General features: G+C 57.0%; 13 protein-coding genes. 2 read left to right on the forward strand and 11 right to left on the reverse strand.

Annotated features, from left to right (window positions below; genetic code table 11):
* Positions 1-164: 164 nt before the first annotated feature.
* The gene (locus SOR61_RS03030; protein ID WP_320611217.1) at positions 165-1,553 is read left to right on the forward strand and encodes a GH25 family lysozyme; all 1,389 of its coding nucleotides are present in this window, start codon (positions 165-167) and stop codon (positions 1,551-1,553) included.
* A 59-nt stretch (positions 1,554-1,612) separates the two neighbouring features.
* Here SOR61_RS03030 and SOR61_RS03035 read toward each other — a convergent pair whose 3' ends face one another.
* Positions 1,613-2,272 (reverse strand): HAD family phosphatase, encoded by a 660-nt coding sequence (locus SOR61_RS03035; RefSeq protein ID WP_320611218.1) that lies wholly within the window; start codon positions 2,270-2,272, stop codon positions 1,613-1,615.
* Positions 2,273-2,401: 129 nt separating this feature from the next.
* On the opposite strand from SOR61_RS03035, the gene SOR61_RS03040 reads away from it, so the two are divergent.
* Positions 2,402-3,043 carry a thiamine diphosphokinase gene (locus SOR61_RS03040; RefSeq protein ID WP_320611219.1) on the forward strand — a complete coding sequence of 214 codons (642 nt, stop codon included), beginning with the start codon at positions 2,402-2,404 and terminating at the stop codon, positions 3,041-3,043.
* A gap of 51 nt (positions 3,044-3,094) precedes the next feature.
* Here SOR61_RS03040 and SOR61_RS03045 read toward each other — a convergent pair whose 3' ends face one another.
* The 10 genes from SOR61_RS03045 to SOR61_RS03090 all read right to left on the reverse strand — a co-directional run bounded on the left by SOR61_RS03045 (position 3,095) and on the right by SOR61_RS03090 (position 14,934).
* The gene (locus SOR61_RS03045) at positions 3,095-3,904 is read right to left on the reverse strand and encodes a hypothetical protein (protein WP_320611220.1); all 810 of its coding nucleotides are present in this window, start codon (positions 3,902-3,904) and stop codon (positions 3,095-3,097) included.
* Between the two features lie 197 nt (positions 3,905-4,101).
* Positions 4,102-5,796, reverse strand: a complete 1,695-nt coding sequence (locus tag SOR61_RS03050) for a glutamine--tRNA ligase/YqeY domain fusion protein (protein WP_320611221.1) — start codon at positions 5,794-5,796, stop codon at positions 4,102-4,104.
* A gap of 290 nt (positions 5,797-6,086) precedes the next feature.
* Complete coding sequence (locus SOR61_RS03055; RefSeq protein WP_320611222.1) at positions 6,087-7,676, reverse strand: FAD-dependent protein; 1,590 nt, start codon at positions 7,674-7,676, stop codon at positions 6,087-6,089.
* A 97-nt stretch (positions 7,677-7,773) separates the two neighbouring features.
* Positions 7,774-8,343, reverse strand: a complete 570-nt coding sequence (locus SOR61_RS03060; RefSeq protein WP_320611223.1) for a prolyl-tRNA synthetase associated domain-containing protein — start codon at positions 8,341-8,343, stop codon at positions 7,774-7,776.
* Between the two features lie 81 nt (positions 8,344-8,424).
* Positions 8,425-9,573: an acyl-CoA dehydrogenase gene (locus SOR61_RS03065; RefSeq protein ID WP_320611224.1), complete on the reverse strand. Its 1,149-nt coding sequence runs from the start codon at positions 9,571-9,573 to the stop codon at positions 8,425-8,427.
* Between the two features lie 88 nt (positions 9,574-9,661).
* Positions 9,662-10,681 (reverse strand): electron transfer flavoprotein subunit alpha/FixB family protein, encoded by a 1,020-nt coding sequence (locus tag SOR61_RS03070; protein ID WP_320611225.1) that lies wholly within the window; start codon positions 10,679-10,681, stop codon positions 9,662-9,664.
* Positions 10,682-10,702: 21 nt separating this feature from the next.
* Positions 10,703-11,512 carry an electron transfer flavoprotein subunit beta/FixA family protein gene (locus SOR61_RS03075; protein WP_320611226.1) on the reverse strand — a complete coding sequence of 270 codons (810 nt, stop codon included), beginning with the start codon at positions 11,510-11,512 and terminating at the stop codon, positions 10,703-10,705.
* Between the two features lie 366 nt (positions 11,513-11,878).
* Entirely contained in the window at positions 11,879-13,093 is a 1,215-nt protein-coding gene (locus SOR61_RS03080) for an aspartate kinase (protein ID WP_320611227.1), read from the reverse strand.
* A gap of 141 nt (positions 13,094-13,234) precedes the next feature.
* Positions 13,235-14,428, reverse strand: a complete 1,194-nt coding sequence (locus SOR61_RS03085) for a homoserine dehydrogenase (RefSeq protein ID WP_320611228.1) — start codon at positions 14,426-14,428, stop codon at positions 13,235-13,237.
* Between the two features lie 65 nt (positions 14,429-14,493).
* Positions 14,494-14,934: an ACT domain-containing protein gene (locus SOR61_RS03090; RefSeq protein ID WP_320611229.1), complete on the reverse strand. Its 441-nt coding sequence runs from the start codon at positions 14,932-14,934 to the stop codon at positions 14,494-14,496.
* Positions 14,935-15,020: the final 86 nt, after the last annotated feature.

The raw sequence follows: 15,020 nt of genomic DNA on the forward strand, positions 1-15,020 counted from the left end.
TACGAAAACTCGTTAAAAAACTTTCGTTTTTTATAGCGCGAAGCGCGTCGAGTTTTGTATGAGACGGGGCGGTGCGAAGCACCGCCAGCACGCGCAGCGTGCGTGTTTCAAATGAAAGAATTTCATTTGAAATTAGTATTAGAAACAAATGAGGTATTTTTCCAATGAAACAGAGACTCCTTTCCCTCCTTCTGCTGGCGGCCCTGACCTTCTCCCTGGCCGTCCCCGCCTCCGCCGCCGGAGCGCTCCCTTTTACCGATGTCAAAAGTGACGCCTGGTACTATTCCTACGTCAAGGATCTCCATGACAAGGGGATTGTAAACGGCACCACGCCCACTACCTTCTCTCCCCAGGGAAAGGTAAAGCTGGGGGAGGCCTTGAAACTCATCCTCATGGCCGCCGGCTACAAAGAGCAGGCGCCCACCGCCTCCCACTGGGCCAGCGGCTATTACCAGTTGGCCCAGAGCAAGGGGTTTCTTCCCTCCGGCATGAGCTTGGGGCTCAACGACACCATCAGCCGCCTGCAAATTGCCGAGCTCATCGTCAACATCCTGGGGCTGGAGCGCACCAATCAGTCTCCCTCCCCCTTCGCGGACACCAGCGACCTGTCCGCCCTGATCCTCTCTGACCATGGGATCTTCCAGGGCACGCAGGTGGATGGTAAGTCCTTCTTCTACCCTCAAAACAGCATCACCCGGGCGGAGATCAGCGCTGTGATCTGCCGGGTCTATGATTATCAGGCGTCCCAGAAGCCGGAGGACCCCGACAATCCCCCCGACATCCCGGAAGACCCCGACGAGCCCGACACCCCCAGCGGAGATTATTTCTATTTTAACGGCAAGAAAGTCTACGTGGTGGAGGAAATGCCCAAGCGGTCCTACGACTCCTCCCTCTTCCAGGTGAATGAAAACGGCTTTCTCACCTATGACAGCGACGAGTATTCCTGCAAAATCGGCATCGACGTTTCCCGGTATCAGGGGTCCATCGACTGGGCCCAAGTGAAGCAGGCCGGCGTGGACTTTGCCATGCTCCGTCTGGGCTACCGGGGATACAGCACCGGGGCCATCGTCAAGGACAACTACTTTGACAAAAACATTCGGGAGGCCTTGGCCAACGGCATCGAGGTGGGCGTTTACTTCTTCTCCCAGGCCATCAACGAGAAGGAGGCCGAGGAAGAGGCCCAGTTCTGCATGGATATTCTCAGTGCTTATCCCATCACCTATCCCATTGTTTTTGACTGGGAGCCTTATTCCAGCAGCCTGAACCCCCGCACCGACGGGCTCTCCGACCGGATGCTCACCAAATGCGCCGTGGCCTTCTGCAAGGCCGTGGAGGCCAGAGGCTATGAGAGCATGGTTTACTCCAACCTCACCTACTTCTACCTCCACTTTGACCTGTCTAAGCTGGTGGACTTTCCCCTGTGGCTGGCCCAGTACAACAAGACTCCCACCTTCTATTATCACTTTGACATGTGGCAGTATTCCAGCACCGGCAAGGTACCGGGGATTAACGGAAATGTGGACCTGAACATCCAATTCATTCCCAAGAAATAACGACGATAAAAGGCCGCGGGCCAGAGGAAACACTCCTCTGGCCTGCGGCCTTTCTTCTCTCACGTTTGTGCCTGTGCTCTCTCATAAAATCCCATAAAGTCCGTCAGGTCGGGCAGGTAGAGGTGGCAGGTCCCCTGAAGGGCCTCCTGGTCGCTGTAGGGATCGGCCACACCGGCCACCCGGTAGCCTGCCTGGTAGGCCGTCCGGGCGGCGTGGACTGCATCCTCAAAGACCCAGGTGGCTTCCGTGGCAGTCCCCATATCGTCCCGGGCATAGTGGAAGATGGTAGGGGTCCGCTTATCCACCCCCAGGTCTCCGCAGGTGACCAGGCCGTCCAGCAGGGGCAGCAGGCCGGTCCGGGCCAGGCCCGCTGTGATCACTTCCCGGTCTGTGGCGGTGGCCAGGGTGATGGCAACGCCCCGGCGGCGGAGCTCCGTCAGGAATTCTTTTGCCCCCGCCTTTGCCACAACCTCCTGGCGGTAAAAGGTGCGGATGGTCCCGTTGATGCCCGCCTCAATGTCCCGGTGGGAATCGGGCAGGCCATAGCTCTCCTTCAAATAGACGGCGCACTGAGAAAGGCTCAGGGGAAACAGGATCTGCCGCAGGCCCGGCCGCGCGGCAATGCCAAGGGACGCCAGGTAGCGCTCCCCCACCGTGTCCCACATCCCCATGGAGTCCAACAAGGTCCCGTCCGCGTCGAAAATCGCCCCTTTGATCACGGGCTCCGCCTCCTTTTGCGAAAATTTTATCGCCTCAGTGTAACAAAAAAAGTCCCCCTGGTCAAGGGGACGGCAACGTGTTATAATCAGACCACACCAGATTCTTTCGTGAAAGAGGAGTGATTCGCCATGTCTCAGCCCGCCTGTTTTATTTTTGGCGCGGGACCCTTCTTCGGCCTGCCGGTGGCCCCCGGTCCGGAGGATTTCATTCTGGCCGCCGATGGAGGCTACCGCCACTGCCTGTCCGTCGGGCTGCGGCCCCACCTGCTGCTGGGGGACTTTGACTCCCTGGAGGATTTGCCGGGGGACATCCCTGTCCAAACCTTCCCCGTAGAGAAGGACGACACTGACACGATGCTGGCCTTGAAATACGGCCTTGAGAAGGGCTACCGTGTCTTCCACCTCTATGGCGCCACCGGCGGGCGGATGGACCACACCCTGGCCAACCTCCAGGCCCTGGGCTTCCTGGCCCAGGCCGGGGCCACGGGGTATCTCTATGACGAAAGTTACACCTTTACCGCCCTGCAAAATGGCATACTATCCCTGCCGGCGCACAAGGAAGGGATTTTCTCCCTATTCTGCCTGGGCCCAGAGGCCCACGGCGTCTCCATACGAGGAGCCCAGTATCCCTTGGACAAGGTGCCCCTCTCCCCGTTTTTCCCCCTGGGGGTCAGCAACCATTTCCAGGGAAATCCCGTGGAGATCCAAGTGGAAGAGGGCTGCCTGCTGGTGGGCTGGGAGCGGGAATCACAGCCTGACGCCCGATCATAAAGGACAAAAAATCCCGTTGGAACCCATTCCAACGGGATTTTTTTCATTTCATCACATCAGCTTCGAGGTGAAATAGACCGCCAAAATAAACAGCCAGGCCGCCATCACCCAGATCGCGTAATAGGCCACAGCGGTACCCAAAGCCATTGGGGCCAGCAAGAGAACCACAGTCACCACCGCGGTGAGGTAATAGGCCAGATAAGCCGCGCCGGGCTGAAGCAGCGTCACCTCTTTGCCGCCAACCTTCAGCACACCGTTGTTTCCCTTCAGCTTCAGGGCCAAAACCACCCCTGCCACAGCCACCACCAGGGTGAGGATCAAATAGCCGTAATAGACCCTTCCCCCCTGGAAGATCCGGTAAAGCCACAGGCCCACCAGGCCCATGCCGCCCACCAGTACACAGCCGAAAAATTCTTTCTGATACAGGTAGAACACCATCATCAGAACGCCAAGACCGGGAACCACAGCCAGCACCACGGGAGAAGCCGCAGCCTCCATGTTCCGCAGGGCGAAACCGCCCAGCCCCATACACAGAAACCCACAGGCCATTACAACTTGTAAGGTTCCGTCTTTCCCCCGGCCTTCCTGCCGCACCTTCTTCGCCAAAAAGAGGAAGAGGATAAACAGGATGATTCCCGCGATGGGGAACACGGTCAGCACCTTGTAAAGGGGCATCTTGATCCCCAACTCACTGACCCGGGTGTGGATATAGTACCGATTGATGAGCACCATGACCACTTCTACCACAGCGGCGGCAGCCAGCCATAGCAGCATTTTGTTAAAGGCCTGATCCTCCTGCTGCTCTCTGGTCCGTACTTCCGGCGGCTTGCTTCTTCCGGTTTTTATCTCGTTTTTCTTCATATCGGTGAAAACACTCCCAATTCCAGGAACAGATCTCCACCCAGGGAATTTTCCCGCCCTTTCAGCGGAAGAAATTCACAAAGGGGCGATCTCTTGATCTTTGCTATTGTACCAGAAAATGAAGAGTTTCGCAAGGTAAAGAAGGGGATTTCTCCTCCCTGCTTTCCCCAAAATTTCCAGTTTTCCCAGGTCTAATTTTACTTTTTCTTGAAACTATCCTTCAGGGAAACGCTCCGGTTAAAGACCAAATGACCCGGCGCGGCGTCCTGATGATCCAGGCAGAAGTAGCCCTGACGCATAAACTGATAGGCCGTGGCGGTCTTGCCCTCCTGGGGCATGGGGGCCTGGGCCAGCCCCTGCTCCACCTTGCAGCCGGTGAGGACCTGGAGGCTGTCTGGGTTCAGATAGTCCAGGAAGTTTTTATCGGAGCCGTCGGGAGCGGGGTCGGTGAAGAGGTAGTTATAGAGACGGACCTCCGCATCGGCGGCGGTGTCGGCCTCCACCCAGTGGATGGTGGCGCCCTTTACCTTGCGCCCGTCGGCGGGGTTGCCCCCCTTAGAGGCGGGGTCGTACTCGCAGAGGACCTCTACCACCTGGCCTGCCTCGTTCTTCACGCAGCCGGTGCAGCGGATGAGATAGGCCCCCTTCAGACGGCACTCCTGGCCGCCGGGGGTGAGGCGCTTGTACTTGGGGATGGGCTCCTCCATAAAGTCGTCGGCCTCGATATAGAGGTGCCGGGAGAAGGGCACTTCCCGCTCCCCTCCTTCGGGGTCCACAGGGTTGTTTTCCACGGTCACGGTCTCCCGCTTGTCCTCAGGGTAGTTGGTAATGGTAAGCTTAACCGGGCGGAGGACCGCCATCACACGCTGGGCGGTCTCGTTGAGGTCCTCCCGCAGGCAGGCCTCCAGGAAGGCCCAGTCCACGGTGGAGTCTACCTTGGACACGCCAATGCGTTCACAGAAATTGCGGATGGACTTGGGGGTATAGCCCCGGCGGCGCAGGCCGCAGAGGGTGGGCATCCGGGGATCGTCCCAGCCGTCCACATAGTTCCCCTCCACTAGGGCACGGAGCTTCCGCTTGGACATCACCGTGTAATTGATCCCCAGACGGGCGAATTCGATCTGCCGGGGTTTGCTGGGCAGGTCACAGTGATCCACCACCCAGTCGTACAGGGGGCGGTGATTCTCATATTCCAGGGAGCACAGGGAGTGCGTGATCCCCTCCAGGGCGTCCTGAATGGGGTGGGCGAAGTCATACATGGGGAAAATGCACCACTTGGTCCCCTGGCGATGATGCTCAATGTAACGGATGCGGTAGAGGACGGGGTCCCGCATGTTGAAGTTACCCGAGGCCAGGTCAATCTTTGCCCGGAGGGTATACTTCCCCTCGGGGAACTCGCCGTTCTTCATCCGCTGGAAGAGGTCCAGGTTTTCCTCCACCGGGCGGTCCCGCCAGGGGCTCTTGGCGGGGGTGGTGGTGTCGCCCCGGTACTCCTTAAACTGCTCCGGGGTGAGCTCACAGACATAGGCCAGGCCTTTTTGGATAAGCTCCACCGCCAGCTCGTAGGTCTTTTCAAAGTAATCCGAGCCATAATAGAACCGGTCATCCCAGTCGAAGCCCAGCCAGTGGATGTCCTCCTGAATGGCGTCCACATACTCGGTGTCCTCTTTGGCGGGGTTGGTGTCGTCCATCCGCAGGTTGCAGATGCCGCTGTACTTTTCCGCTGTGCCAAAGTCGATGGTCAGAGCCTTGCAGTGGCCAATATGAAGATAGCCGTTGGGCTCTGGCGGGAAACGGGTGTGAACCTTTTTCCCCTCGCAGCGCCCGCCGGGCTGCAGTTCCTCTTCAATGATGCTGTGAATGAAATTGGTGCTCATGGTTTCTTCCGCCATGGTATCACTCCTTCTACGAATTCTCAATAAAACGATTGTATCGTTTTATTGGAGCCGCGCAAGCGGCCCGGCGGACGCAGCCGCCAAGAATGTTGTCAATACCTTTCTTGCGCCACCGGCGCAGCGGCGCATTGCGCCGCAATAAAAACTTTGTTGAAGTTTTTTATTAAGAAACAGTATTATCACGTGTTTTCTGTCAGTAACACTTTATTATATACCGTTTTCCCAATGGATTGCAACCATCTGTGTTAAAAAAGGGGAATTTCTTGGATTCTTCTCTCCGGTCTCTCTTACTTTGCAGGGTTTGCCACCGCTTCCGCCACACGGATGCCGTCCACGGCGGCGGAAACGATCCCGCCCGCGTAACCGGCCCCTTCCCCGCAGGGGTACAGTCCCCGGAGATTCGACTGGAAGGTCTTGTCCCGCAAGAGGCGGACAGGAGAGGAGGAACGGGTTTCCACCCCCACCATCAAGGCGTCGGGGGCGGCAAAACCGTGGAGTTTTCGATCCAGGGCGGGGAGAGCCTGTGCCAGGGTGTCAGTCACATTGCCCGGCAGGGTCTCCCGTAGGTCCCCAAAGATCACGTCGGGGCGGTAGGTGCTTCGGCTGTGCAAGAGGTTCGGGCTGGGAAGCCCCCGGAGGAAATCCCCCACCCGCTGGGCGGGAGCCTCGTAGCCGGGGCGGCCAAACTGATAGGCCCGCTCTTCCCAGAACCGCTGAAAGGCGGCGCCGGCCAAGGGATCGTCGCTGCCGAAGTCCCCGGGGCCGACACCCACCAGGAAACCGCCGTTGATCCATTCCCCGTCCCGGGCCCGGTTGCTCATACCGTTGGTCACCACCCCGCCGGGTTCGGAAGCCGCCGCCACAATCTGCCCGCCGGGACAGACGCAGAAAGTATAGGCCGAGCGCCCGTTGGGCAGATGGCAGACCAGCTTGTAATCGGCAGGAGGGAGCTTGTCCCAGCTTTGACCAAACTGGGCCTGGCTGATCCGATCCTGCCTGTGCTCGATCCGCACGCCGATGGCAAAGGGCTTTTGCTCCATAAGCACCCCGGCCTCCCGCAGCATTTGGAAGGTGTCCCGGGCCGAATGGCCTGGAGCCAGAATGAGGGCGTCACAGGCCATGGTATAGCGGCCCATCCCCTCTTCCACCACAAGCTCTGTGAGGCGGTCCCCGGTCACATGGATTCCGCAGAGGCGATGGCCAAAGCGGACCTCTCCGCCCAGTTCTTTGATGCTCTCCCGGAGATTCTTCACCACCTGCCGCAGTAGATCGGTGCCCACATGGGGCTTATGCTGCCAGAGGATATCCTCCGGGGCGCCAGCAGCCACAAAGGTTTCCATCACATGGGAAAGGCGGGGATCATGGGTGCCTGTGGTGAGCTTCCCGTCGGAAAAGGTCCCCGCGCCTCCCTCGCCAAACTGGACATTGGACTCAGGGTTCAGGTCCCCACCCCGCCAAAAGGCTTCCACATCCTTTACACGCTGCTCCAGCGCCGGCCCGCGCTCCAAAAGGATGGGCGAAAGGCCGGCCCGAGCTAAGCAAAGGGCTGCCATCAACCCAGCGGGACCGCTTCCCACCACCACGGGGGGAAGGCCAGAGGATCGGGTGACCGCCGGAAACTGATAGGGCGCTGTCTCCTCCCTTAGGGTGACATTCCGGCTCTTTGCCCGGGCCACCACCTCTGCCTCATGGGCGAGGGACACATCTACGGTCATCACATAGTGGACGTCGGTTTTCTTTCGGGCGTCGATGGATTGCCGCACCGGAACACAACGGTGGATCTTTCCCACGGGGACCCCCAGGACACGAGCTGCTTTCTTTTTGAGCAGCGTGGGATCTCCCTCCGGGGGCAGGATCAAATTGGTGATTCGTACCATGGTCTCCTCCTCGTTTCAAAGACTGCTGCAATGGGGCCAGCAAACAAGAAAACCCACACCGCCGGGAAACACCGGCAGCATGGGTCTCCCTGCCTGTTCATGGCGTCACTTCCCGCTCATCCGGAAGGTCCACCAGAATGGGCTCCACCCCCAAATAGGGCAAAAACTTCTGCCGGATCTCCTGCATGGAGAGATTCAAGGTGGAGGTGTTGATACAAGGATGGCAGCCAAAACGGTCTCCCTCTGCCACAGATCTGTCCAGAATCAGTTGAACCCTATGGTTCTGGTCGTTCATCATCGCCAAGATCGTCGCCGAACCAGGGGTAACCCCCAGATAGGTTTCCATGTCCTCGGGAGAGCCAAAGGAAAGCCGGGCGGACCCAATTTGTTTGGAAAGCTCCTTGGTGCGGAAAGGCTTCTCCCCTTCCATGAGGAGCAGATAGAAATTGGTCTTCTGCCGGTTGCATAAAAACAGGTTTTTGCAAATGGGCGCCCCCAGATAGCCCTCGACAGCCTCACAGTCGGCAACGGTATTGGCCGCCTCGTGATCCACCCGGTCATAGGCAATGCCCAGGTGATCCAACAGGTCATAGCAGGCGACCTCCCGGGCCAGACGGCCAGAGCAGTCAGCAGGACGGCCAGTGTAGCGTGTGACATCAATGTTCATATAGACTTACTCCTCTTAGAAAGAGAGGGCAGTGGTGCGCCACTGCCCTCTCTCGAATCATCAAATCAAACGGATCGCTAATTACTTCTTCAGCATCCAGCCGGAAACGACCATCTTCTGAACTTCGGTGGTACCCTCATAGATCTCGGTGATCTTAGCGTCACGCATCATTCTCTCAAAGGGATACTCACGGGTGTAACCGCAGCCGCCAACCAGCTGGACAACACGACGGGTCACGTCGGAAGCCACATCAGCAGCAAACATCTTACCCATAGCAGCCAGGTGGCTGTAGGGCTCGTGGTTCTGCTTAGCCATAGCAGCGCGATAGATCAGCAGACGGGCAGCGTCAACCTTGGTCTGCATGTCAGCCAGCTCAAACTGGGTGTTCTGGAATGCGGACAGGGGCTTGCCAAACTGCTTACGCTGCTTCAGATAGGGGATGCACTCGTCGATAGCGCCCTGAGCGATACCCAGAGCCTGGGCAGCAACGCCGATACGGCCGCCGTCCAGCAGCATCATAGCGATCTTGAAGCCTTCGCCTTCCTTGCCCAGCAGGTTCTCAGCGGGGACCTCGCAGTCATCGAAGACCAGCTCATAGGTGGCGGAAGCGCGGATGCCCATCTTCTTCTCCTTGGTGCCGAAGCTGAAGCCCTTGAAGCCCTTCTCCACGATGAAGGCGGACAGGCCCTTGTGGCCAACGCTCAGGTCGGGGTTGGTACGGGCAAAGACAACATAGGTGTCGGCATAGTAACCATTGGTAATGAAGATCTTGGTGCCATTCAGGATATACTTGTCACCCTTCAGGACAGCGGTGGTGCGAACGCCGTTGGCGTCGGTACCAGCACCGGGCTCGGTCAGACCCATAGCGCCCAGCTTCTCGCCCTGAGCCAGGGGAACCAGATACTTCTGCTTCTGCTCCTCGGTGCCGAACTCCAGGATAGGCCAGGAGCACAGAGAACCGTGGACAGAGAACATGATGGAGGTGGAAGCGCAATACTTAGCCAGCTCCTCGCAGCAGACGATATAGGTCAGATAAGACAGACCAGCGCCGCCGTACTCCTCGGGGATATAGGTGCCCAGCATGCCCATTTCAGCCAGCTTCTCGCGGGCGTTCATGGTGAACTCTTCCTTCTCGTCCAGTTCAGCAGCGATGGGCTTGACTTCCTTCAGGCAGAAGTCGTGGAGCATGTCAAGAATTTCCTGCTCCATTTCGTTCAGTTTGAAATCCATAATTTTTCCTTTCTTTCCCGTGGGATGCTCCCCCCCTCACAGGGGGGGAGCATTCCAAGGTATGTTAAAATAAAATTTCTAACAAAAATTAGTCCTTGTCAGCCAGGATCAGCTTGGTCAGAGCGGGGCAGACATCATACAGGTTGCCGATAACGCCCAGGTCGGCCACGCCGAAGATGGGGGCCTCGGGGTCCTTGTTGATGCAGACGATGAAGTCGGAGGAGCCCATGCCGGCCAGGTGCTGGATAGCGCCGGAGATGCCGCAGGCGACATACAGCTTGGGGCCAACGGTCTTACCGGTCTGGCCAACCTGGTGGGAGTGGGGAATCCAGCCAGCGTCAACAGCGGCACGGGAGGAACCCACAACGCCGCCCAGAGCGTCAGCCAGAGGCTTAATGGTGGTCTCGAAGCCCTCGGGGCCGCCCAGACCACGGCCGCCGGAGACGATGATGTCAGCGCCTTCCAGGTCGACCTTCTCGCCTTCCTCAGCGATGGTCTCGATCACCTTGATACGGATCTGATCAGCGGGGAAGACAAAGTCGATCTTCTCCACGGGAGCTTCACGGGTGTAGTCGGGCTCCAGCTTCTTGTTCACGCCAGGACGGCAGGTGCCGATCTGGGGGAAGGTGAAGGGGCACAGGATGGTAGCCATCAGGTTACCACCGAAAGCGGGACGGGTCCAAGCAACCTTGCCGGAAGCTTCGTCGATGTCCAGGGAGGTGCAGTCTGCGGTCAGACCGGTCTTCAGACGGCCGGCAACACGGGGACCCAGGTCACGACCCATGGGGGAAGCGCCCATCAGAATGGTGGTGGGGCAGTCAGCCTCGACGCAGTGCACGATAGCGGCAGTGTAAGCGTCGGTGCTGTAGTGTGCATAGACCTCGTCGTCGACGAGCAGGACCTTGTCAGCGCCATAAGCGATGGCTTCCTTCACAGCCTCGTCGCAGTTGTGGCCGATGACCAGAGCGACAGTCTTACCACCCTGGATGGCAGCCAGACGACGGCCGGGGTTCAGCAGCTCCAGGCCAACGTTTCTTGCCTTGCCGTTCTTGGTCTCAATAAAGACCCACAGGTCCTTAGTCTTTGCTTCGTAGCTAGTCTGTAACATTGTTCTTCGTCCTCCCCTCTATTAGATAACGCCCTTGTCTTTGAGCAGGTCATACAGCTTCTTTGCAGACTCTTCAGGAGTCTCTTCCTTGATCTGCAGGCCGCCTTCCTTGCGGGGAGGAGTGAAGCTCTTCTTAACCTTGGTGGGAGAACCCTTCAGGCCGGATCTCTCGACGTCCAGACCGCAAGCTTCTGCGTTCAGAACGGGGATCTTTGCCTTGTTGGCAGCCATCTTGGACTTGATGGTGGGGAAGCGGGGCTCATAGTCAGGCTTGGTGATGGTAACTGCGCAAGGGCAAGCCATTTCCAGCACTTCGAAGCCGTCTTCCAGCTCCTTCTTCACGCGAACGCCCTTGCCATCCTCGGTGGGCCAAACTTCCCAACCATAGGTGACCTGAGGAATATCCAGATCTTCTGCGACCTGAGGACCAACCTGAGCGGTATCGCCGTCGATGGCCTGCTTACCGAACATCAGCATATCAAACTTGATGCCTTCCAGCTCTTCGATCTTCTCCTTAGCCTTGGACAGGATGTAGCCAGTAGCCAGGGTATCGGAACCACCGCAAGCGCGGTCAGAGACCAGATAAGCCTTGTCGCCGCCGACAGACAGGCACTCCTTCAGAGCGGCCAGTGCCTGCTCGGGACCCATGGACAGAACATAGATCTTGGTGTCCTTGTACTTGTCCTTAATGCGAGCAGCAGCTTCCAGTGCATAAGCATCGAACGGGCTGACGATGGCGGGAACGCCTTCGCGCATCAGGGTGTTGGTAACAGGATCAATTTTGATAATGGTCGTGTCCGGCACTTGTTTAATGCAAACAAGTATGTTCATTTCTGATTTCCCCCTATTTTTGATTTGTTTTATTTCGATACCCCGACTCGTCCTCGCCTCATATAAAACAGAGCGATCTGTTTATGTAAGGATGCAGATCTGCCGGTTATCTTGTTCAACGCCAGCCCGAAGATTTCTCCAGTATCTGACGTTTTCCGGAAGGTAGCAGAGGTCGCCCCCTTCCAGTACACTACGGTGTGTATTATAGCAAAGGACCGCCCAAATTACAAGATAGGAACGCATCACATTCAAAAAAAAATTCCTCCCGAATTTGGCTAAAATTAGTCGTTTCGACCAATTCTCTTTCATAAAAACAACAGAGGACAGGGTTCTATCCCTCGTCCTCTGTTTTTCGTCGATTTCTTCTTATTCTCCGAAGAATCTGTCATGAATCGCCTGTACGGCGGAGTCGGTATCTGCTTCGTCCAGAAGGACCGAGATTTTGATTTCGCTGGTAGAGATCATATGGATATTGATGTCTGCATCATACAATGCGCCGAACATGGTTGCAGCCACACCGGCATTATCCAGCATACCGGCGCCAACGATGGAGACCTTCACCATATTCTTGTTCACATCGATATGCTCAAACCGCAGGCTGCTCTTGTGCCCTTCCAGGATCTCTTTTGCCTTGTCTACGTCGCTCCGCTTCACGGTAAAGCTGATATCCTGGGTATCGTTCCGTCCGATAGACTGCAAGATGATGTCCACGTTGATGTCATTCTGCCCCAGCAGAGAGAACACTTTGTAGGCGATGCCAGGGCGATCCTCCACGCCCACCAAAGCGAGACGAGCCACGTTCTTATCTTTTGCAACACCGCTGATCTGGGTCTTTTCCATTTGTTTTGCAACCTCCTTGACTTTCGTTCCCGGCTTATTGGCAAAGCTGGACAACACTTCTAAATTCACACGATACTTCTTGGCCATCTCCACCGACCGATTGTGCAGGACCTGCGCACCCAGGCTGGCCAGTTCCAGCATTTCATCAAAGGTGATCTCATCCAGCTTTTTTGCGCCCTTTACATGGCGAGGATCTGCCGTGTAGATCCCCTCCACGTCTGTATAGATCTGACACAGGTCAGCCTTCAGTGCGGCAGCCAGGGCAACAGCAGAGGTGTCGGAGCCCCCTCTGCCCAGGGTGGTGATATCACCAAACTTGTTGATGCCCTGGAACCCGGTCACGATGACGATGGAATTGCTCCGGTCCAGTTCCGACTGGATCCGTTCCACCTGGATCTTTTTGATGCGTGCGCTGCTGTAGCTGCTGTTGGTCTGGACGCCCGCCTGCCAGCCGGTCAGAGAGACCACAGGCAGCCCCATGGTCTCAATGGCCATGGCGCACAGGGAGCAGGAGATCTGTTCGCCGGTGGACAGCAGCATATCCATCTCCCGTTTGGATGCATTCGGATTGATCTCTTTTGCTTTCTCAATGAGCTCATCCGTTGTATCGCCCTGTGCCGACAGCACCGCCACAACGCGGTTCCCCTTCCGATAGGTATCGGCAATGATCCTGGCAACGTTCCGCAGACGTTCTGCGTTCGCCACCGACGTCCCACCAAATTTCTGCACAATCAGTCCCATACTTCATACCTCCTGTCATATGGCGCGGTGCTTCCCGGCCATAGGGAACGAGATTGTTCTCTCTCCATTCATTCACAATGCTTGGCTGCCCTCTGGGCAAGAGGGCAGCCTGCCTATTTTATGCCCATTCCGGCCGTTTCGTCAATCCAAAACCCGAATCACGGACAGAACTTTTTTCCCCTCCAGCGCTTTTTCCAGCTGCGGGCGGGGCATCGCCTGGGTGAGATACCCGTGCTCTCCCTCCCCTGCCTGGGGAATGGTGAGGACCTCGCTGTCTGCCAGCTCTCCCTCTGCCAGGCGGACATACCAACGGCTGCTCAGAGCATCCACCGAAGCCACACAGGCAGGACGGTTCTCCTGCCAGGGCTGATAGCCGGCGCGCTCCATCTTGCGGGCCGCAGCAATCACATCTGCAACAACTGCGCTGGCAGTGGGCAGCTTTCCTGCGCCGCGGCCATAGAACATCACGTCCCCTGTGACATTCCCCTTGACCATGATGGCATTGAACACGTCTTCCACGCCTGCCAGGGGATTTTCTTCGCTGACAAAGTGCGGTTCCACATAGGCGCAGACGGTTCCGTCTTCCCCGGCGATGGCACGGCCCAGCAGCTTGATCCTCCGCCGACAGGCCGCCGCATAGGCTTCATCTTCCAGGGTAATTTGAGTAATACCCTTTGTAGGAATCTGATCCGGCAGCAAATGCCATCCAAAGGCAATGGAAGAAAGAATGCTCAGCTTACGGCAGGTATCATATCCCTCCACGTCTGCGCTGGGATTCTGCTCTGCATATCCATTGGCCTGCGCCCCCTTCAGCGCCTGTTCGAAGGGAACCCCATCCTGCACCATTCGGGTAAAAATATAGTTGGCAGTGCCGTTGAGGATCCCGCAGATCTCCAGAATATCATTGGCTGCCATACACTCGCTCAATGGCCGGAGGATCGGGATACCGCCGCCCACACTGGCCTCAAAGAGATAGATCGCTCCATGCTCTGCGGCCAAGTCCATCAAGCGGCGGCCATGGGTGGCCACCAGCTCCTTGTTGGAGGTCACCACACTCTTTCCCGCTTTCAACGCGCGCTCGGTAAAATCCAGCGCCGCCCCGACTCCCCCGATGGTTTCCACTACCACCGAAACCTCAGGGTCCTTTTCAATCACAGAAAAGTCCGTCACAAAGCAAGCGGCGAACGGACTGTCAGGAAAATCCCGCACATCTAAAATATATTTCAGCTCCAGCAGCTCATCTACCTTCTTTTTCATTCCGTCGCCCTTCCCAGTGATGACCTCTGCCACACCGGAGCCAACGACGCCGAAACCCAAAACCGCTACTTTTACCATAAATGGTTCCATTCCTTTCCTTTGGTCTCATCCTGTTCCCAGTCCTATTTTCCAGTCAGGCCGTGTCATCCTGCAAGAATCTCCCCCCGCAAGACACCGTCTGTTTTATCGATCTGCTCCAACAGATCTTGGAGACTTCCTCTTAGCCCGGAAGTCTCCGCATTGATCGTCACGACCGCACATCCATTGATGGGGATCCCCTGGTTGATGGTCAAAATATTGGCGCCCGAACCAGCGAAGAGGTTCAAGGCATGAGATAGGATCCCAGGCTGGTCCTTCATCATGATCTGAAAGGTGACGATCCTCCCATGAAGCATATCCTGGAAGGGGCGGACCGCATCCTTATATTTATAGAAAGCACTCCGGCTGATTCCTGTAAGAAGGACCGCCTGATTGACGGTCTCCGCTTCGCCGGTATCCAGCAGGCGGCGGGCCTCTACTACCTTACGGAAAATCTCCGGCAGTGCATCCGCATTCACAATATAATAATTGGGTGCTTTTGACATGGCTTTTCTCCGTTCTCCAAGGGTGCATTTTTCTGTCCAAGGGGTATTCTACCACATCTGTCCGCCAGTGGCAACAAAAAGTATTT

Origin of the sequence: Evtepia sp. (genome assembly GCF_034090835.1) — a bacterium.
Taxonomy (GTDB): Bacteria; Bacillota; Clostridia; order Oscillospirales; family Oscillospiraceae; genus Evtepia.